The following is an 18,495-nucleotide window of genomic DNA, read 5'->3' as shown; positions in this document are numbered from 1 at the left end:
GGACAGGGAGGCGCAGGGAATGTTTAAGGTTCGTCCGGGCTGGGCTACCGGGTACATGCCGGAATCCAATGAATGGGCACCCACCTGGAGTTATCCGTACTGGTACGGGCGACCGGTGGATCTGATGCCTTGGTGGCTGCGCGCCCACGCCTATGAACCCCATCGCCGGGACGGGGCAGCCGCCCAGTGGGCGCGAGCGAAGTCCCTCGCGAAGGCACAGGCGGCTGCTGCCTATCCGGTGGGGGGGCCTTGGTATCCGCTTCCGGTGGTTCACCCGGAATGGTTGGACCCATGGAGCATGCAGGTGTATCACGGGAGCTGGTGGCCGTGAGGCCTCTGGCGCCTGCATCGCGTTGTTTGACGGGACGGCGCGCCAAGAAAGCGGTGGCGGCAGGGCTTGGAGCGTGCTATCGCTTTCGTGCCCCTGTCACGGGCTTGGTCGCAGCAACCAGCTGGCCACGTAGCCGATAGCTCCCTCGGGCAGTTGAATCTTGTCCCATCCGTTGAACTCCTCGAGTTTCCAAACCACTTCCCCGGCCGCGGCCGACGCCACCACCGCATAATTGGTTCCCGGTCCTGAACGCACATTAATGGCTTGTCCGGTCACCACCATCTTGACCGCCCCTGGATACGGCGGAGTTCCTCCCGCCGCGTTTGGGTTGTCGTTGGAAGCGTCTGAATTTGTGCTGACCGAGGTTGTGTTACCATTTGGCTGTGTTCCAGCGGTTGTGGCAGCCGAGCGGAGGCGGGCCTGTGCGCCCATTCCGTCCGCCGGGCTCCAATGCTCTGTGATGTACGGGTCTTGCACCGGGTTCGTGACATGTATTCCGTTGTCCAGCAGGCCCTTGGCGGCATAGCGCGCTTCCGCCGGATTGACAATCCAATAGCTGGCGTCATGGGGGATGTTGGGATCTGGGTTGTGGAACGACCCCGGCAGGGTTTCACTGACCACTGGATACTGCTTGAAACTTGTCGCTTGGGTGGCTAGGTGTATCACCTGGGCCAGGCTCATGTCGGTGTCAATCGTTCCCCAAAACTCCCGGACCAATTGCGGCAGACGCACGATGTTGGCTGGATCCATAAGCTTGTGGGAGAGTGCCTTCAAGAATTCCTGCTGCCGCTGGGTGCGCCCGATGTCGCCGAGACGGTCGTGGCGGAAACGGACGAACCCCAAGGCTTGGGCGCCGTTGAGGGTTTGCACCCCGGGTTGAAGATTGATGACGCCGTATTCTTTGTCTCCCGTGCGGTAGTACATGCGCTCCGGGACATCAATCCGGATGCCGCCGAGCGTGTTGATGATTTTTACCAGGCCGCCGAAGTGGGTGAGCGCATAATTGTCAATATGTACGTCTAACAGTTGGCTTACCATTCGTTCTGTCAGGGCGGGGCCGCCGAGAGAAAGGGCTTCGTTGATCTTGCCCTGCGTGCCATCGGGGAAGGTGACCTTCGTGTCCCGCGGGATGGAGAGCATCTCAATTCGGTGATGGGCCCGGTCAATGCTGCATAATATCAAGACGTCGGTGTTGCCACCCACCTGACCCGGGCGCGTGTCGGAACCGATGAGCAAGATGTTGGTTCTATTTGGATCCGCAGGGATTTTTGGTTGTTCCGCCACGTCCGTGTATTTCGAACCGCTCGGAGCGGAAACTGTTTTCAACGGCCGGTGCAGCGCGTAATACGCCCCGCCGGCCACACCGGCGCAGGCCGCCACAGTGACGAGGACGATTGCGCGCTTCCACCGACCGGATCGGCCGCGGCCGGTGGAATGGGGGGAATTGTGCCGCCGTGGACGGCCTGCCATGATTCAGTCACTCTCCCAACATGACCAAAGTCGAGAACTGTCGAAACCGCGTTCAATCCATATGATACACGACACAAAAAATTGAGTATTATGATAATATGCCCCCAGTGCAAACCTGATGACGGGGAAAGGACGGCGGGGCGCCGTCTGGAACCGGTCCGACGGCCCTATACCGTCGGACATGGCTTCGGCTCCTGTCAATCGTGGTGCCCTTTCCAGGGCTCGTCCAGGATTTGATTGCAGTTCACGCAGACGTATCGATACGTCACATTGGTTGTCCGTCCCTCGACAGGTAATGACGATTGAATGACGACGCTGGCGTCGAGCTGAACAATTTTTTCTTCTCGGAACCATGTATGGTTGCAGTTCGGACAAGCGTGCACGTGTCCGTGATGGGCCATTCTCACTCACCTCGTTCATGATTATATAGAAGGAACTGGCATGCACGCAAACCCATGTGAGGATGTGCAGAGTGTACATAAGTCGATGGCCGCCTGAGCTCTCCCTATCCGTGTTATAATGTGGGCAATGCTAGGGTACGGTCATTTGCATGGGTCGCGATGTGGGGAGGATGTCCTTGAATCCTTTTTTGCCCGATTGGATGTTTGCTGCCTTCGCTATTGGCGGCTGGGAATTGTGCCGAACGTTGGGGCGAATGTTTCACATGATGGCGTTGATGACCCGCATTGGGGCCGCCATTGTCGGTGTGTGCGCCATGGTACTGGCGATCCGCTATGCGGTGCGGCTGCTGCGCAGGATTCGACACCCGGAACAGCCAGATCCCGATGAATGGAAGCGGTATTGAGCAGTCGGTATCTTCGTCCTTTGTGGCGCTCTCCGATAGAACTGCGCGCGGCATACATAATCAGGGAGAGGAGATGCCAAAGTGGCTCAGGTACATATGGAAACCCGCGACGGTGTGGCGGTGTTGACGCTGGATAACCCGCCGCTCAACGTGCTGAGCGCGGAGATGGGCGATAAAATCCGTGCGGAGGTAGCGCAGGTTGCGGCAGCGGAGGATGTGTTCGCCGTGGTCGTGACAGGTCAAGGTGAGCGGGCTTTCATGGCCGGCGCGGACATCAAAGAGTTTCCGCAATATGTGGAGCAGGGTATCGCCGAGGAGATGGCGCTGCGGTTCGACGAGACGATGAACCAGCTCTCTCGATTGGGCAAACCCACCGTGGCGGCGCTCAACGGTGTCACGCTCGGGGGCGGGTTGGAGCTGGCCTTGGCGTGCGATTTTCGCATCGCCGAGCAACATATCGAGCTGGGGTTCCCAGAGGTCAAGTTGGGGGTGTTCCCGGGCGCGGGCGGTACACAACGGCTGCCCAGACTCATTGGGCCGTCACGGGCCAAGGAATTGATCTTGACGGGTCAGGCGATTGGTGCCGACACAGCCTTGCAAATCGGACTGGTCAACCAGGTGGTTCCGCGCGGGCAGGCCTGCGCTCGGGCAGTGGAGTTTCTGCAGGTGTTTCGGGAACGGAGTCAAGCCTCCCTGCGGCTGGCGAAGATGGCGATTGACCAAGGCCTGGATGGCAGCCTGGAAAGCGGTTTGCGTTTGGAGGCCAAGTTGTTTGGCCAAGTCTTTGAAACAGAAGACGCCCGGGAAGGGATTACGGCTTTTATCGAAAAACGCAAACCCGTTTTTCGCCACCGATAAGCCGACGATAGCGATGTGTAGACACATCGTCTCGCATGGCAGGGGAGTGAGAATATGGGCCATCCCGCCGCATTTGCGCTGGGTGCTTGGTTTCTGCTCGGATTGCTGGCGATTGTAAGCTCGTTTGGGGTCGGGGCATTTCTCAACATGGTTTTGCGCCGTTGGTGGGTTTCCTTGTGCCTGGACGGGTTGGTGACGGTCTATGTGTTGCTGCGAACGGGGGGGCATATGGCGGCGGCCGAATGGGGATTGTTTGCCGTCGGTTGGCTGGGCGGTCTGCTTGCCGCCTGGCTCGTGCGCGGGCTGAAAAAGCGCGGCTACCCACTGTTTTCTTGAGGCTGTTTGGGCCTGCCCGGCATAGGCATCTCCCTCCTGGGCCAAGCGTATGAAAAAGGACGACTTGTCTCGCGTCGTCCTTTTTCAGCATTCGGATGGGGACTCATCCGGGTGGGGCTTGGGTTCCCAAGCGCCTGGACCCAGACGTTCCCGGCCGTGCCGAGGGCTGTCACTTTTCGTAGCGTGCCAGCGCTTCCTGAAGAATGCGCTGCGCGTCGTCCGCGCCTTTCCACCCGTCGATGCGGGTCTCCTTGCCCTCTAGGTCCTTGTACACTTGGAAGAAGTGGGCAATTTCTTTCAGGATGTGCGGAGGGATGTCTTCCAAGCTTTGCACGTGCGCGAAGCGCGGGTCCTTTGTGGCGACGCCGATGAGCTTTTCGTCCTGGCCTTTGTCGTCCGCCATCAGCAACACGCCCACAACCCGCGTCTCAATCACACAGCCCGGGAAGGTGGGATTGCTGACCAAGACGAGGACGTCGAGCGGATCGCCATCCTCGGCCAGGGTGTTTTGTATGTATCCGTAATCAGCCGGATAATGCATCGGGGAGTACAGGACGCGGTCAAGCCGGAAAACGCCAGCCTCTTTGTCGAATTCATATTTGTTTTGGCTGCCTTTGGGAATCTCAATCAAGACGTCGACATGAAAAGTCTCATTGGCCATCAGGTTTACCTCCCTCGCCGGGGGCGTACCAAGCAGCGCCCGCCGACTGTCTTTACCAATCCATTATAATGGATTGTATGCGAGGTGGAAACTGAACCGGGGCGACTGTACAAGACCGACGGGCATAGAGCGTACGCCCGTCGACGTGAATCAGGAGGTTGCGGCAAATTGAACAAATGGATTTGGCCAGTCACGGCCGTCCTCGTCGGTGCAAGCGCCATCGTGCAGTACATGCACGCGGCGGCCATCTGGGTGTTTTTGCTTTCGTGTATGAGCATCATTCCCTTGGCCGGAATCATGGGCCGGTCAACCGAATCCATCGCCGCCCATGCCGGTCCGCGCCTGGGCGGGCTGTTGTCGGCCACATTTGGGAATGCGGTGGAACTCATCATCGGTGTGATGGCCATTAAGGACGGGCTGGTCGATTTGGTCAAGGCGTCCATCACCGGGTCTATCCTGGGCAACTTGTTGTTCGTACTGGGCGTCAGCTTCTTTGTCGGCGGTATTCGCCACCCGATTCAGCGGTTCAACATTCGGGCGGCTCGCAGCAACTCATCGATGTTGGTGGCGAGCATCGGGGTCGCGTATATCGTACCCGCGATTTTCGCCACGGGGGACCACGGATCGCACATCCTTTTGTCGAGCGTCGTCGCCGCCACATTGTTCGTACTGTACATAGGTGGGTTGTACTTTTCCCTAATCACGCACCGGGACCTGTTTGAGTCCATCAACACGGTTGCGGCCAATCCGGAGGAGGACGAGCCGTGGCGGCTGTGGCCGGCCGTCCTGATCTTGTTCCTGACCACCATTCTGGTCAGCTTCGAGAGCGAATGGCTGGTGGACACCGTGAAAGAGGTTGGCCATACGTTTGGTTGGAGCGAACTGTTCCTCGGCGTCATTGTCGTGGCGATTGTCGGCAACGCCGCCGAGCACGCCTCAGCCGTACTCATGGCGTGGAAAAACCGGATGGACCTCTCGCTTGAGATTGCGGTGGGCAGCAGTCTGCAGGTGGCCATGTTTGTGGCGCCGGTGCTGTTTGCTGCCAGCCTCCTTCTGGGGCATCCCATGTACTTGGTGTTCAGTTGGCCGGAGTTGGCCTGTATGGGAGCCGGGGCGATGCTCATCGCCATTCTCATGATGGACGGGGAATCGAATTGGCTGGAAGGGGCGCTCGCGTTGTCCGCGTATGTCATCATGGCGGTCGGATTCTATTCGTTGCCCAGCTTCTGAGGGCGGCCCGTGCAGGGCCCGGTTCTAAGGCCCCACACTGGGTGCGTACGGGAGTTAGCTCAGTTGCTTCGGAAGATATCCGTGCTCATGCAGCGATGCCATCACCGCATCGATGTGCGCCTGGTCCCGCGTCTCCAGGTCGATTTCAACCTCGGTCTGTCCGAGCGCGATGCGCGTACCGACACGGTGGTGGTGAATGCTCAGGACGTTGGCCCCCAGACCGGCAAACACGTCCAAGAGGCTGCGCAGTGCGCCAGGCTTGTCGGCGAGTGTTACGGACAGCCGCACAAACCGGCCGGACTCAACCAGTCCGTGTTCTATGATGCGCGAGAGCATGGTTACGTCCACGTTTCCCCCCGATACAATGACCACGGTATCTCCCATGCCAGCCGGCAGCTTGCCATAGGCGACTGCAGCCACCGCGGCCGCGGCGGCACCCTCGGCGACGACCTTGGAGCGTTCCAGGAGCAGCACCATGCAGCGGGCAATCTGTTCCTCTTCCACGGTGATCACGTCGTCCAACAACTGGGCGGCCAGCCCGTATGCAAGGCGCCCGGGTTCCGCGACTGCGATTCCGTCTGCAATCGTGGGCGCCACCGGCACTGGCGTGCGCCTGCCGGCGTCCAGGGATATCCGAAAGGCCGGAGCGGAGGCTGTTTCAACCCCGATGACGCGGATGTCGGGCCGCAATGACTTGGCCGCCACCGCGATGCCGGCCGCCAACCCGCCGCCTCCAATCGGGACCACGATGGCCGCCGCGCTCGGCACCTGCTCGAGCACCTCCAGAGCAATCGTTCCTTGGCCGGATATCACGGCCGCATCGTCAAATGCGTGAACGAATGTGGCGCCCCGCAGGGACTGCAGTTCGCAGGCGCGGATGTACGCCTCGTCGTATGTGGCTCCCGCCAGCACCACCTCCGCGCCGTAGTGGCGGGTGGCGGCCACCTTGGCCAGGCTGGCTGATTCGGGCATGACGATGGTGCAAGGGACGCCGTGTACTCGAGCGGCATAGGCCACTCCTTGCGCGTGGTTCCCGGCCGAGGCCGCAATGACGCCGCGGCGCCGCTGTTCAGCAGTCAGCAGGGCAATCTTGTTGTAGGCGCCGCGCAGCTTGAATGATCCGGTTGTTTGCAGGTTCTCCAGCTTGAGAAAGACGCGGTTGCCGCACATCTCTGAGAAGGTCTGCGAGAGGTCCACCGGGGTCGTCTGGATGACCCCGGCTAGCCGCTTTCGTGCGGCTTGAATCTGGGCGAGGTCGGGTGTTTCGGGTTTCTGTGGTGTGGTCTGCACGGTGACGGCCCCTTTTTGTGCGTGCATGCCCGGCTTTCGGCTGGGCATGCGCAGATTGTCGACGTTTTTCCAGGTGTGATAGAATCGGATATTATTGTAGCAGAGGAATCGGCGGCGCGACAGGCCGCCGAGGCGAGGGGGCGGCAGGATGTTGCAGGTGGCAGAGCGTGTCCGACCCGGGCTGGATAAGATCCAGCCGTATGTGCCGGGATTGACGGATGACGATATCAAACGGATGTTCGGTGTGCAGCGAGTTGTCAAGCTGAACGCGAATGAGAACGCCCTGGGTCCGTCGCCCAAAGCCCTGGAGGCGATTGCGGCGGAGACCAATACCCTGCATCTGTACCCGGACGGGGGCAGCGGCTTTCTGCGCCAGGCCATCGCCCAGTTCCATGGCGTGGGAGAAGACCATGTGTTGGCCGGAAATGGATCGGATGATATTATCAAACTCTTGGCCGAGACGTTTTTGGAGCCTGAGGATGAGGTGGTGGCGCCGACGCCTTCCTTCTCCCAGTACGGGTTCGGAGCGGCGATCATGGGAGCGCGAAACGTGACCGTCTCCCTGAAGAAGGATTTCACGTACGATGTGGAGGCACTGCGAGCCGCCGTCGGGCCCAAAACGAAGATCGTGTATGTCTGTTCTCCCAACAACCCAACCGGCACCCTGTTCACGGCGGAGCAAGCCGAGTGGCTGCTGGACTCCCTGCCCGAGCGGGTGCTGCTGGTGTTCGACCTGGCGTACAACGATTACTCTGAGAACCCGGCTCGCGTGCGCGAAACGCCGCGGCTGTTGGCGGACCCGCGGGTGATTATCCTGCACACATTTTCGAAGCTGTACGGTCTGGCCGGCCTGCGTGTCGGCTATGGGCTGGCGCACCCGGATGTGTGGCGTTTCGTGCACCGCGTGAGGGAGCCGTTCAATGTCAATCGCATGGCTCAGCGTGCGGCCGCGGCCGCCCTGACGGATGAGGAACACAGGAAGAAGTCGCGTGAGCATGCGGCCCGGTGTCGGGAATTCTTTCGTTTCGCGGCGGCCGACCTGGGGTTGGAGATGGTGCCAAGTGAGGCCAATTTTGTCTTCCTTCGCACCGGCGACGGTATGGCCACGGTGCGGGCGCTGATGGCGCACGGGGTTTTGGTGCGGGCAGGCTTCTCCGGGGCTGAGGAGTATATTCGGGTGACGTTTGGCAAGGACGAAGACAATCGAGCCTTCCATCACGCGATGCGAGCTGTGCTGGCAGAGTCTCGCAAGACAGCGCCTTAATCCGTCTTCATGCACAGGGGACTGCCGCCGTTCGGCAGGTGTGAAGAGCCGCTGGATGTGCCAGCGGCTCTTGATTTGAAGCGGAATGGTGCTTTCAGCCGCGGACGGGGCCGCTCACGTGTCCCGCTCCGCGGCCACCTGACGTCGGTCGCGGATGTACAGGTAAATGGCCAGGCCGAGGCCGATGATGACCAGGGGCGCAGCCGTCCACTGGGCCGCATCCCAGTGAAACAGGAAACGAGGAGAATCTCCCCTCAACATTTCGAGGAAGAAACGCACGGCATTGTAGCCCACCAAGTAGTAGGCAAACAGCCAGCCCTGCGGCCAACGCCTCTGTTTCATAATGAGCATCAGCGCGAACAAGATGATGTCGGCCTGCCCCTCCCAGACTTCGGCGGGCCAAAGAGGCTGGTCGCCGTACGTCTGGTAGGCCAGGGTAGAGGAGGGATAAATCAGCCCAAATCCGCGATGGGTCGGATCGCCAAAGGCGTCGCCGTTCATCAGGTTGGCGTCGCGGCCAATGCTTTGTCCTAGCAACAACGCCGGTGCAAAGATATCGGCCAGCACCCAGAAGTTAAGATGGTGTCGCCATATGTACCAAGCCCCGGCGACGAGGGCGCCGACAAATCCCCCCTGAATCGACAGGCCTCCGTGCCAAATCGCGATGATCTCGCCGGGATGCTGCGAATAATAGCCCCAGTCGAAAAAAAAGACCTGCCAAAAGCGGGACCCAATCAAACCGGCAATCAAAAGCATTGGGGCCAGATTCCAGATGTGAGGGATGTACTCCTTACGCCCGTCCGCGCGCGCAAAGTAGAGGGCGGCCCCCAAACCCAACAAAAACGCTGCCGCGAAGATGGTGCTGTACGCGCGTACCGGAAAATTGCCAATCCAGAACCAGTATTGATGCAAACTCCATCACGTCTCCTTGCGCGCCGAGACGGACCGCCCGGCTCGACAGTAGGGCGATCCATCTGCGGATGGCCTGTCCAGCGTCCCCATTATAACACAGCCCAGAATCGACAGGGTTCGCGGCGGTCTCACGCAACATCTGAAAGGCTCAATTTTCGCTCTCTATGGTGCCTTCGGGAGCATTCGCCGGGGGTTTTTGGCGGGCGACCTTGCGATCTCCGCTAACCGGATTTTGGTCTCTTAGATGGGATACGCTCTGTTGGCCGGGACGCCATGGCGTCGACTTGCCGAGCCGCTTTGGGTGGGTTGTGGCCAGGTACGCGCCGTCAGGGAACTCTTCCAACTGCAGGTCGTTTCTCCAGGCTTCCACCACATCCGTATCCGCCGCTTCGACGGGGCCGGGGTTGTAGGCGCCCGACGGGGAGGATGCCTGGGATCGATTCGGATTGCGCTCAAATTTGTCCTCGCGGGTCCGGGAAGTGGACATCCGTATCACCTCGTGGTTATAGTTTCATGGAGGCGGTCGGCCTATCCACCCGCGGTGCTCAATTTGCAGCCAGCGGGGAATCTTTCAGGTGAGGAAGGATGTTCATGTCAGAGACTGTGCGGGTGCGGTTTGCGCCCAGTCCAACTGGGGCTCTGCATATTGGAGGAGCCCGTACCGCGTACTTTAACTGGTTATTTGCCCGGCAGAACCAAGGGGTTTTTGTGCTGCGCATCGATGACACTGACAGGACGCGCTCCACCGAGGCTTCTTACCGACAGATTCTCGACAGTTTTCGTTGGCTGGGCATCGACTGGGACGAGGGTCCCGACACGGGTGGGCCCTACGGTCCCTACCGGCAGTCCGAGCGGCTGGCCATCTACCGTCGCCACCTGGAGCGATTGCTGGCTGAAGACCAGGTCTATCCGTGTTTTTGCACACAGGAACAATTGGCTCAAGACCGAGATCAGATGCAGAAGCAGGGATTGGCGCCGCGTTACACGGGGAGGTGCCGGAACTTGTCTCCGGAGGAGCGGCAGCGGCGGTTGGCAGCGGGCGATCCGCACGTCTACCGCCTGCGCACTCCATCTGAGGGAGAAACGGTGGTGCACGACCTCATCCGCGGCGATGTCACATTTGCCAACAGCGAACTGGACGACTTCATTGTGTGGAAGGCGGACGATACTCCCACGTACCACTTTGCCAGCTGTGTCGATGACAGCGAGATGCGAATTACGCACATCATTCGGGCGGAGGAGCACCTGTCCAACACACCGAGGCACATCGCGCTGTTCCGCGCCCTGGCGGCGCCGGTGCCCGTGTTCGCGCACGTGCCCATGATTCTGGCGCCGGATAGAAGCAAATTGAGCAAACGGCACGGCGCCACGAGTGTGGAGGAATACCGTGAGCAAGGCATTCTTCCGGAAGCGTTGGTGAACTATCTGTTGCTTCTCGGCTTTGCCCCTGGTGACGATGTGGAGGTCCTGGACCGTGAGGAAGCGTTGCGCCGCTTCGACTTGACACGCGTGACCAAGCACGCGGCCGTGTACGACGTCAAGAAACTGGAATGGATCAATGCCCAGTACTTGCGTCGGTTGTCTCCCGACGAGGTGTTGCATAGGGTTTGGCCGGAACTCCTGCAACGCGGCTGGGCTCGTCCCGACATGGACGAGCAGGCGTTGGCCTGGCTGCGCACGGTCATCCAGGCTGTACAGGCGCGCGCCCGCAACCTGCCTGACCTAGTCGACAGCATGGCGTACTTCTTCACGTCGGATTATGACTACGACGAAAAGGGGGTTAAGAAACACTTTGCGGACAGCGTGACGGCGGCGCGACTGGAGTCGGCGGCGGCTGCGCTGCAGGATGTCAAGCCGTTCACCGTGGTGAATGTCGAGTCGTGTTACCGCCGCTTGATAGCGGAGTGGGGCATCAAAGGTGGTCAGCTGATTCATCCCACCCGCCTTGCGATCACCGGTTTGACGGTGGGGCCCGGTTTGTTTGACGTGATGGCGCTCCTGGGCGCTTCCGAATGTCAGCGACGCATGCGCAAGGCGGCCGACTGGATCCGATTGCACCAATCGTAAACCCCGTGCCCGGGTTGTGCGGGCGGCCTGCGCCGGGGCATCCCACATAGATGCCCCGGACTCCGCGGCTGCTGTGGCCAAATGAGCAGGTGCGCTCAATCGAACCCGGTATCGCGAACTCGGTATTGACAAGCGCTTTGCAACCCAGTATACTAGCCATCGTCGGCGGTCGGATCCGGAAGGAAGAGCCGCAAGGCATGTGATGCCGGATGGTGTAATGGTAGCACGACTGACTCTGGATCAGTTAGTCTAGGTTCGAGTCCTAGTCCGGCAGCCATGGCCCTATCGTCTAATGGTTAGGACGCCGCCCTCTCACGGCGGTAATCGGGGTTCGAATCCCCGTAGGGTCACCATAGGGGTCATTAGCTCAATTGGTAGAGCATCCGACTCTTAATCGGCAGGTTGAAGGTTCGAGTCCTTCATGACCCACCATGACAGCCAGAAACCCGCGTTCCCTTGCAGGACGCGGGTGGTTTTGATCTACAAATCCTCTACAAGTCTTTTCTCGTTAAAGATTATTTGATGAATTCATCGGGCGGAGAAATGTTTTGATGAACCGTTCAGTCGACTTCCCATCGCGGTGATCGAAAAACTTCTTCGAAAAGTGTTCCACCACATCCAACGGGAACTGCCCTTTGATAATGTAATCGACCACCTCAGCCGTCGTCCTTGCAATCGGGCCGGGGACAAACGTTTCGTATTCATAGTAAAATCCACGCTCACTGAGATATGATTCTAAGTCGTAGGCATAAAACACCATCGGACGACGCAGCAAGCTGTAATCAAAAATAATAGAAGAGTAATCCGTGATCAGCAGATCCGAGATCAACAGCAGTTCCCTGATGTCTGGGATTGTGGAAAAATCTATTGCAAAATCCGTCAAATGCTCCGGTATCTGTACGGCTTGTCGGACCGCCGGGTGGAGCTTGAGCAACAGGATGTGATTTTTACTGAGGTATTCCTTCATGTATTCGAGGTCCAGCTGTAATTGAAAGCTCCGGCGTTCTTTCGGCGTGCCCCGAAAAGTGGGCGCGTATAACAGGATCTTTTTGCTCCTCATATCCGGGTAGTGCGATAAATAATACGCCTTGATGGAACGCATGTACTCGGAATCGAAAAACACGTCCGTCTGCGGAACCCCTAGCGGCAGTACTTGATCTTGCCGGAGATTGAATGCTTCCGCGTAGTGCGGGATGACGGTGGCTGAGCTGACGACAGCTTTCGTAATTGCTGAGTGAGCGCGCATCTCAAAGTCAAGTGAGTTGGAATCCCGGCTTCCTACCGAACTGATTCCGAACTTCTTAAAAGCGCCAGATGCGTGCCAGACTTGAACCACCTCAGCCCCTGGTCTTGGATGAAGCCCGTACAGCTGTGGATAATAATCGTCAATCACAATCACCCTCGCGGTTCCAAGGTGGTAGTATTGTTTGCATTTGTTCCAGAAATTTCTCCTCTGTCTCAAGACAAGGCATGGTCGCCAGCCCGTCTCCGACAGCTTGTTGTAAATTGCCAGCAGATTCCCCTGCAGTTGTTCCGATTTGTTGGACGCGAGCACGATCTTCTGTGAGCGCGATGGCAATCGCTTTGCAACGGGAAACACCGCTCGGCGGAGAATGACGTTTTGCGACTTGGTCAATCTCTGTTTCAAGGGGTTGCGAACCCGCCGATGGTACCAGTTTTTCGTTTTCTTGCGAACGCGAATGAACCCTGTTGCAAACAAGTGTTCAAAGTTGCTTAGGTCCATCTTGGACAGCACCGTCGCAAGCAGCCGCCCATACGCACGATAGGCGCGGGGGCTCAGGTGCTTGAACTTAATCAGGCTTCCCGCCAACAGGACGTAGGCGATACTGGGCGCCTGATTGAACAACCTATCGTCCATCGAGCGGATCCAGTCGCATATCGAAGTCAAAGCCTCCGCCTGGTTGTCAGGGGTCCCAGACACGATGGCGGAACGGCACCTTGGCCAAATGTCACACCGAATGACTCGCTCCAAGTAGCAGGCCTGCAAATCGGGATAAGGTCCAAGTTGCTTACCGGCTATTGCTACCATTTCGTACAGATCATTGAGCGACTCGAGTGGGTTGTGCAGTGCGGTTTGCGTCAGCGACGCGTTATCCCCTTCCCGCGCGCGGTAATGGTAGACGACAGAATCAACTGTGTAGATTCGTTTCGCATTGAGGTATGCGTGTAGAACAAACGGTTGGTCTTCACCCAGTCGAATGTGCTCTGGGAAATAGATGTTCTTCACCAGTTCCTTTTTGTACAGTTTGGCACAAGGTCCCATCGAATATAATAATCCAGGACTTGAAAAAATCGTCTTTTCCCCTGGTTCATTGACGCCTTTCTGCACGTGAATCGAGATCAACCATCGCCTCTTGCTGTTGAAGCGAACCATGATCCCCGTCACTAAGTCGGCGTCATGCTCAATGGCTGCTTTGTACATGATTTCGAGAGCGTCTTCAGGCAACACATCATCGGCATCGACAAAACAGAGGTAGTTCCCTGTCGCTAACCGCAGGCCGTGGTTGCGAGCTGCAGAAGGACCTTGGTTTCGCTGCGTCACTACGCGAATCTGTGGGTATTGTGTCGCGTAATAAGACGCAATATCATAGGTTCTGTCTGAAGAACCATCATCAACCAAAATGTATTCCACGTTCTTATACGTCTGCTTTAAAAGTCCCCCTATCGTGGTCTCAATGTATTCCTCAACATTGTACAAGGGAACTATTACGCTAATTTTTGCGCCGACGGTGTTCGGATGATTCCATGTGCTTGTTGCTCGTTGCAATTGTGTTTGCATTGCGTGTCAAAGCCTCCCGGAAATCCCGCGTACGTCCGGTGCTCATTGACTGCTCCCCAACTGTCGACCATCATCCGACCCCGGCAGGCTTTATCATCTTCACGATATCATGACGGCACGAAGATAGTCTGTCAACCCTAGTTCATGATAATTATTTTACTTAAATTGTAAATTTCTATTTGTGTGTTTAAGTATTGCATTGTATCCAAATCATGTTCTATCCGAGGCAAGCGAACAATGTCGACTTTTGAACAAGTTTTGAGCTAAGAGGCCTAACCTATAGGCGTTCAAGGCAGGACCATGTCGGCCAAAATTCCGCAGCGCAGGCAAGGCAAGGCGGACCACAAGCTCGACCAGTTCTCGTTTGTAGATAAAACGTATCATATTGATGAAATCCCGCGACCTGCTCATTGACTATGCTTTGGATTGCGTGATGAGTAGCCAAGGTGCCATTCACCTACCATCGACTGCATCCGCCCGGAGGGAGGCGTCACCATCCTGGGAACTGAATATCCGATTGTGATGAACACCGGAATGGTTCTGGAAAGGGGAATTACCGTTGTGGGCATCGGCTGCAGCGGGCGTGCAGATTTTATGAGTGCCATGGAATTTTCTAGATAGCACCTGACCACTTCATGGGGGGGAGACCATCATGCAATGGCAGATTTGACAGCTGTAAGGAGTGTACATCCATGAAGTATAAATTGACGTCGAACTTGCTCGCAAAGCTGTGCGTTCAAGCCGCCTTTCTGGTGACGAGCTGGATATGCTCGGTGGATCCGAACAAAGTCACCTTTGCCTCTATCCGTTCGGCGAACCCGGAAGGCAATCTCCTCTACCTGTATCGGGAGTTGAAGACGCGACAATGGCAGGGCAAGTGCGTCTTGCTCTTTCGTAAGTATCGAGGTTCGGCGTTGGACAAACTGTCTATGCTGTTTTATATGATACGTGCCGGCCATCATTTGGCGACTTCTCGGTATTTCGTGATTGATGACTATTATTTCCCGGTATACGTGATTCGGGCCCGGAAGGGGACGGAAATCGTACAATTGTGGCATGCCGCCGGCGCTTTCAAGAAATTCGGTTACAGCACTGTGGGCAAGTCGTTTGGACCCAGCCAGGAGTATCTCAAACACGTCAGGATCCATTCCAATTACGACAAAGTTTTCGTCAGCGCGGCCGAGGTGGTTCCTCACTACGCAGACGCCTTTCAGATGCCGGAAGAACGGATTTTGCCGTTGGGGTTGCCACGCACGGACATTTTTTTTGACAAGGACAAGCACGCCGAGATCTGTGTGCGGTTTTACCAATCATTTCCAAAACTCAAAGGCCGTAAGCTGATCCTGTATGCACCTACGTTTCGCGGCCGGAGCTATCAACAGAAACGATTTGAATGTCCCATCAATGCCCGTTTCATGCGGGAAATTCTTGGACGCGATTACGCGTTCATTGTACACTTGCACCCGTTCATGAAGACACTCGACTGGAAACCAGGCCAGTATGACGAGGAATTCGTCTGTTGCGTTTCGGATCAGTTCTCGATAGAGGAACTGATGATTGTATCTGACATCTTGGTAACCGATTATTCGTCCGTCATCTTCGACTATAGCTTGCTCGGCAGGCCTATGGCGTTTTTCGCCACAGACTTGGAGGAGTATATGTCCGAACGTGGTTTCTACTATGACTACACCTCCTTCATCCCAGGTCCGATGTTCACGGAAACCGAACCGCTCGCCAATTGGATCAAACAGGGGGATTTCGACGCTACAGTGATTGAGCGGTTTCGGGATCGATTCTTTGACCATCGGGACGGAAAAGCTTCCAAAAGAATAGCCGACTATCTGCTGGAACATTGGTGAGTTCCTACATGTGAAGCGTGGGCAAGCTGGGCACATTAGGCCATCCCGGAGGGCATCGGGGTTATTGTCAGGTGCATGGGTAACAGCGTCACGTTTTGGGAGGTATCGAAGACTGATGGACGTGAGTATTGTGGTCCCCACTTTCAATGAATCTGAAAACGTTCGTGAACTCACCCGGCGGATCGACGCGTCCATGGCGGGCGCCGGGTACTCCTATGAAATATGGTTCATCGATGACAGTACGGATAGCACTCCGGAAGTGCTTTGGGAGTTATCCGAGGTTCATCCAGAGGTCAGGTATATCCACCGGACGACGAATAAAGGTTTAGGCACCGCTGTGGTCGAGGGATTCCAAAGGGCGCAAGGTCAATATTTGGTCGTGATGGACGCGGACCTGCAGCATCCGCCCGAGTTGATTCCGACCATTATCGACCGTCTCCACGATGGAATCGATGTGGTGATTCCAAGTCGCTTCATTGAGGGCGGATCAGACGGTGGTCTGAATCTTTTCCGGAAATTTGTTTCTTGGACGGCTCGAACCATTGCCAGGGTCTCCATTCATAAACTCAGGAACATTTCTGATTGCACGGGAGGGTTCTTCGGGGTTCGAAGGGGTGTGGTGGAAGGAGTTGATCTGGACCCGATTGGCTGGAAGATATTGATTGAGGTCCTGGTGAAGGGCAAGTATTCTCGCGTACACGAGATTCCCTACGGTTTTGAGTCCCGCACTGCCGGAGAGTCAAAAATGAGTCTCCGGGAACAGTGGAACTTTCTGCGGCACATTGTAAAACTGGTTCGCAACAATCCAGAGGACCGGAGATTTTACCTATTTTGTTTTGTCGGGGCATTAGGTGTCGTAGTCAATCTGTTGGTCATGACCCTGTGTGTGCGCGTATTTCACCTTCATCCGGTGGGGTCCTCAGTGGTCGCTTCGTTAATCGCCATGGCTCACAATTTTCTGTGGAACGATAGAGTGACGTGGCGGGGCACGGATTCGGTCGTAGCTTGGCGCCGTGTACTCAGGTTCCCTGTATTCGTCGCGATCTCAGCAATCGGCATCCTTGTGACCGCGGCCTCTGTTGAACTGTTCCTGTGGTTGCGCTGGAGCGAGTTGATGGGCCAATTATGGGGGATTGTGTGTTCGACAATCTGGAACTTCCTTGCGAATAACAGGTGGACATGGAGGGAAATCAGCGCGAAGTCTTCGAGGCGGGTTATCGTCACACGGGAACGGACGAATCTGCTCTAAGGCGAGTTGGGTTTCTCAGAATCGTGCATGGGGGAAGTTTGATGACTCGATGGCTTTCCAGAAAGGTTATACTTGGGTCGCTGTGTCTGTTTTACTGTGCAGTGGTCATCGGCATATTGGTTCACGGGATACACAACCGTGAATACAACTGGGACATGGTATTTTATATAGGGATTGCCATGTCGTTCTCCAACCCGGATCCCGTGGCCACCCACCACCAATTGTTTACCTATCTCGCGCACAGCATTCCCCCTTCTCAGTTTCATCAACTGATTGGTACTCGGTACACCACGGCCGTGTATCACAGTTATGAGCTGTACGAGAAAATTGTCCCCTTCTATAGTGTGAAGCCTTTGTATATCTGGCTGATATACATTCTCCATCGACTTTCCGTGCCGTGGATTGTGGCTCCATTAGTGATCAACGTCGCTTCTGTCGCCATCACAGCGATTGTAGGCCTGATCTGGTCACTGAGACGGCGGGACGTCTCCCTCAGCAGCTATTGTGTATTGGCCGCGACGGCCCTCATGGCCAGCTCCTCGGTATTTAGGGTCCTGACGGTTATGACTCCGGACGCGTTGGCCCTGTGTCTGATTACCTTGTTTGTGGTTTGTGTCGCGGCACATAAGTTAATAGGGGCTGGTGTCTTTTCGGCGCTGGCAGTGCTTTGTCGACCTGACATACTCATTTTCGTTTGTGGAGTTTTATTTCTTTACGGGCTGTATCATTCACGCACGGCTCGATGGACGGTCTGGTTATCTACCGTCATTGATGTGCTTCTGTATGGCACGGTTTCACGCCTTCAACATGGATACAGTTGGGGAACTTTGTTCGTGCACGCGTTTTACTCATCAGGGGAATTCGATCCGACGAAAAACGCCTCCCTGATGACTCCGTCCTTCTACTGGAGAACGGTTGTTCAACAAGTTTGGGCGTTTATCACAAACACTTCGGTCATGGACTTCTTGATGGTGGCCATCCTGCTGTTAGCGGCAGGGCTTTCTTGGCGAACGACCGGCGCAAGCCGAGGCGTGGATCATCGGGTACCGTTATGGATCCTGGTCGTGTCTTCATTCAGCATTATCATTCATGGACTGTTATTCCCAAATGCGGATGACCGGTTTTTCGTATATGAATACGTCGCGATCTTTCTAGCCGGGACGGAGATCGTGTGCCATCGATCGACACCCGCCGATTCGGCGCACATAAAGGCATGACGGAGAAGTGGTGATGTGGTCATGGGCGGGAAATGGGGGCGGAAAATCGGTATCTCATCGCTGGTAGTGATGTTCGCCGTCTTCAGTTTGGGAATTATCGTATCCGGAAACCATCGTCAGGAGGGGGGGCACGTCCGGCCTATCAT

The 18,495-nt window shown here is 56.6% G+C and carries 16 protein-coding genes and 3 tRNA genes; 13 read left to right on the top strand and 6 right to left on the bottom strand.

From position 1 onward, the window contains the following. Positions 1 to 19: 19 nt before the first annotated feature. A complete protein-coding gene (locus AK2_RS07895) occupies positions 20 to 331 on the top strand; it encodes a hypothetical protein (protein ID WP_067933097.1) in 312 nt (103 codons plus the stop codon). A gap of 96 nt (positions 332 to 427) precedes the next feature. On the opposite strand, the gene AK2_RS07890 is transcribed toward AK2_RS07895, so the two are convergent. After that, on the bottom strand, positions 428 to 1,801 hold the full coding sequence (locus AK2_RS07890; RefSeq protein ID WP_067933095.1) for an LCP family protein: 1,374 nt from the start codon (positions 1,799 to 1,801) through the stop codon (positions 428 to 430). 577 nt (positions 1,802 to 2,378) lie between these two features. On the opposite strand from AK2_RS07890, the gene AK2_RS07885 reads away from it, so the two are divergent. The 3 genes from AK2_RS07885 to AK2_RS07875 all read left to right on the top strand — a co-directional run bounded on the left by AK2_RS07885 (position 2,379) and on the right by AK2_RS07875 (position 3,800). Further along, positions 2,379 to 2,606, top strand: a complete 228-nt coding sequence (locus AK2_RS07885; RefSeq protein ID WP_067928897.1) for a hypothetical protein — start codon at positions 2,379 to 2,381, stop codon at positions 2,604 to 2,606. A gap of 81 nt (positions 2,607 to 2,687) precedes the next feature. Further along, positions 2,688 to 3,464 carry an enoyl-CoA hydratase/isomerase family protein gene (locus tag AK2_RS07880; protein ID WP_245632822.1) on the top strand — a complete coding sequence of 259 codons (777 nt, stop codon included), beginning with the start codon at positions 2,688 to 2,690 and terminating at the stop codon, positions 3,462 to 3,464. 54 nt (positions 3,465 to 3,518) lie between these two features. Then, positions 3,519 to 3,800, top strand: coding sequence for a hypothetical protein (locus tag AK2_RS07875; RefSeq protein WP_067933093.1), 282 nt, complete (start codon positions 3,519 to 3,521; stop codon positions 3,798 to 3,800). 169 nt (positions 3,801 to 3,969) lie between these two features. Here AK2_RS07875 and AK2_RS07870 read toward each other — a convergent pair whose 3' ends face one another. After that, a complete protein-coding gene (locus AK2_RS07870; RefSeq protein ID WP_067933092.1) occupies positions 3,970 to 4,461 on the bottom strand; it encodes an inorganic diphosphatase in 492 nt (163 codons plus the stop codon). A 168-nt stretch (positions 4,462 to 4,629) separates the two neighbouring features. On the opposite strand from AK2_RS07870, the gene cax reads away from it, so the two are divergent. Further along, positions 4,630 to 5,691: a calcium/proton exchanger gene (gene cax / locus AK2_RS07865; protein ID WP_067933090.1), complete on the top strand. Its 1,062-nt coding sequence runs from the start codon at positions 4,630 to 4,632 to the stop codon at positions 5,689 to 5,691. A 54-nt stretch (positions 5,692 to 5,745) separates the two neighbouring features. Here the strand turns inward: cax and ilvA are convergent, their stop codons facing one another. Beyond that, positions 5,746 to 6,981: a threonine ammonia-lyase gene (gene ilvA / locus AK2_RS07860; protein ID WP_245632821.1), complete on the bottom strand. Its 1,236-nt coding sequence runs from the start codon at positions 6,979 to 6,981 to the stop codon at positions 5,746 to 5,748. Positions 6,982 to 7,129: 148 nt separating this feature from the next. Here ilvA and hisC point away from each other — a divergent pair, with 148 nt between their 5' ends. Then, the gene (gene hisC, locus AK2_RS07855) at positions 7,130 to 8,245 is read left to right on the top strand and encodes a histidinol-phosphate transaminase (protein WP_067933087.1); all 1,116 of its coding nucleotides are present in this window, start codon (positions 7,130 to 7,132) and stop codon (positions 8,243 to 8,245) included. A 114-nt stretch (positions 8,246 to 8,359) separates the two neighbouring features. Here the strand turns inward: hisC and lgt are convergent, their stop codons facing one another. Both lgt and AK2_RS07845 read right to left on the bottom strand, forming a co-directional pair. After that, the gene (gene lgt, locus AK2_RS07850) at positions 8,360 to 9,157 is read right to left on the bottom strand and encodes a prolipoprotein diacylglyceryl transferase (RefSeq protein WP_067933085.1); all 798 of its coding nucleotides are present in this window, start codon (positions 9,155 to 9,157) and stop codon (positions 8,360 to 8,362) included. 148 nt (positions 9,158 to 9,305) lie between these two features. After that, positions 9,306 to 9,644, bottom strand: a complete 339-nt coding sequence (locus tag AK2_RS07845) for a hypothetical protein (RefSeq protein ID WP_067933083.1) — start codon at positions 9,642 to 9,644, stop codon at positions 9,306 to 9,308. Positions 9,645 to 9,748: 104 nt separating this feature from the next. Between AK2_RS07845 and gltX the strand changes: the two genes are divergently transcribed. From gltX to AK2_RS07825, 4 genes are all read left to right on the top strand, one after another. Continuing rightward, complete coding sequence (gene gltX, locus AK2_RS07840; RefSeq protein WP_067933171.1) at positions 9,749 to 11,224, top strand: glutamate--tRNA ligase; 1,476 nt, start codon at positions 9,749 to 9,751, stop codon at positions 11,222 to 11,224. A gap of 203 nt (positions 11,225 to 11,427) precedes the next feature. Then, positions 11,428 to 11,501, top strand: a tRNA-Gln gene (locus tag AK2_RS07835). A gap of 1 nt (position 11,502) precedes the next feature. Then, a tRNA-Glu gene (locus tag AK2_RS07830) sits at positions 11,503 to 11,577 on the top strand. 3 nt (positions 11,578 to 11,580) lie between these two features. Then, positions 11,581 to 11,656: transfer RNA gene (locus AK2_RS07825), tRNA-Lys, on the top strand. A gap of 76 nt (positions 11,657 to 11,732) precedes the next feature. Here AK2_RS07825 and AK2_RS07820 read toward each other — a convergent pair. Continuing rightward, positions 11,733 to 14,024 carry a bifunctional glycosyltransferase/CDP-glycerol:glycerophosphate glycerophosphotransferase gene (locus AK2_RS07820; RefSeq protein ID WP_083520970.1) on the bottom strand — a complete coding sequence of 764 codons (2,292 nt, stop codon included), beginning with the start codon at positions 14,022 to 14,024 and terminating at the stop codon, positions 11,733 to 11,735. 692 nt (positions 14,025 to 14,716) lie between these two features. On the opposite strand from AK2_RS07820, the gene AK2_RS07815 reads away from it, so the two are divergent. The 3 genes from AK2_RS07815 to AK2_RS07805 all read left to right on the top strand — a co-directional run bounded on the left by AK2_RS07815 (position 14,717) and on the right by AK2_RS07805 (position 18,349). Next, the gene (locus tag AK2_RS07815; protein ID WP_067933079.1) at positions 14,717 to 15,883 is read left to right on the top strand and encodes a CDP-glycerol glycerophosphotransferase family protein; all 1,167 of its coding nucleotides are present in this window, start codon (positions 14,717 to 14,719) and stop codon (positions 15,881 to 15,883) included. 115 nt (positions 15,884 to 15,998) lie between these two features. Then, a complete protein-coding gene (locus AK2_RS07810) occupies positions 15,999 to 17,132 on the top strand; it encodes a glycosyltransferase (protein ID WP_067933078.1) in 1,134 nt (377 codons plus the stop codon). Positions 17,133 to 17,173: 41 nt separating this feature from the next. After that, entirely contained in the window at positions 17,174 to 18,349 is a 1,176-nt protein-coding gene (locus AK2_RS07805) for a glycosyltransferase family protein (protein ID WP_067933075.1), read from the top strand. Positions 18,350 to 18,495: the final 146 nt, after the last annotated feature.

Source organism: Alicyclobacillus kakegawensis NBRC 103104, from assembly GCF_001552655.1.
In the GTDB taxonomy this organism is placed as follows: Bacteria; Bacillota; Bacilli; order Alicyclobacillales; family Alicyclobacillaceae; genus Alicyclobacillus_G; species Alicyclobacillus_G kakegawensis.
The sequence above is the reverse complement of the archived record's forward strand: the minus strand, read 5'-3'. Positions and strand labels throughout refer to the sequence as shown.

What these genes read in the sequence shown, in the direction of transcription:
- AK2_RS07810 (WP_067933078.1), top strand. Translation starts at nt 15,999, where the DNA reads ATGGACGTGAGTATTGTGGTCCCCACTTTCAATGAATCTGAAAACGTT.
- AK2_RS07820 (WP_083520970.1), bottom strand. Translation starts at nt 14,024, where the DNA reads ATGCAAACACAATTGCAACGAGCAACAAGCACATGGAATCATCCGAAC.
- AK2_RS07895 (WP_067933097.1), top strand. Translation starts at nt 20, where the DNA reads ATGTTTAAGGTTCGTCCGGGCTGGGCTACCGGGTACATGCCGGAATCC.
- AK2_RS07870 (WP_067933092.1), bottom strand. Translation starts at nt 4,461, where the DNA reads ATGGCCAATGAGACTTTTCATGTCGACGTCTTGATTGAGATTCCCAAA.
- AK2_RS07890 (WP_067933095.1), bottom strand. Translation starts at nt 1,801, where the DNA reads ATGGCAGGCCGTCCACGGCGGCACAATTCCCCCCATTCCACCGGCCGC.
- AK2_RS07875 (WP_067933093.1), top strand. Translation starts at nt 3,519, where the DNA reads ATGGGCCATCCCGCCGCATTTGCGCTGGGTGCTTGGTTTCTGCTCGGA.
- AK2_RS07815 (WP_067933079.1), top strand. Translation starts at nt 14,717, where the DNA reads ATGAAGTATAAATTGACGTCGAACTTGCTCGCAAAGCTGTGCGTTCAA.
- gltX (WP_067933171.1), top strand. Translation starts at nt 9,749, where the DNA reads ATGTCAGAGACTGTGCGGGTGCGGTTTGCGCCCAGTCCAACTGGGGCT.
- AK2_RS07845 (WP_067933083.1), bottom strand. Translation starts at nt 9,644, where the DNA reads ATGTCCACTTCCCGGACCCGCGAGGACAAATTTGAGCGCAATCCGAAT.
- AK2_RS07805 (WP_067933075.1), top strand. Translation starts at nt 17,174, where the DNA reads ATGACTCGATGGCTTTCCAGAAAGGTTATACTTGGGTCGCTGTGTCTG.
- hisC (WP_067933087.1), top strand. Translation starts at nt 7,130, where the DNA reads ATGTTGCAGGTGGCAGAGCGTGTCCGACCCGGGCTGGATAAGATCCAG.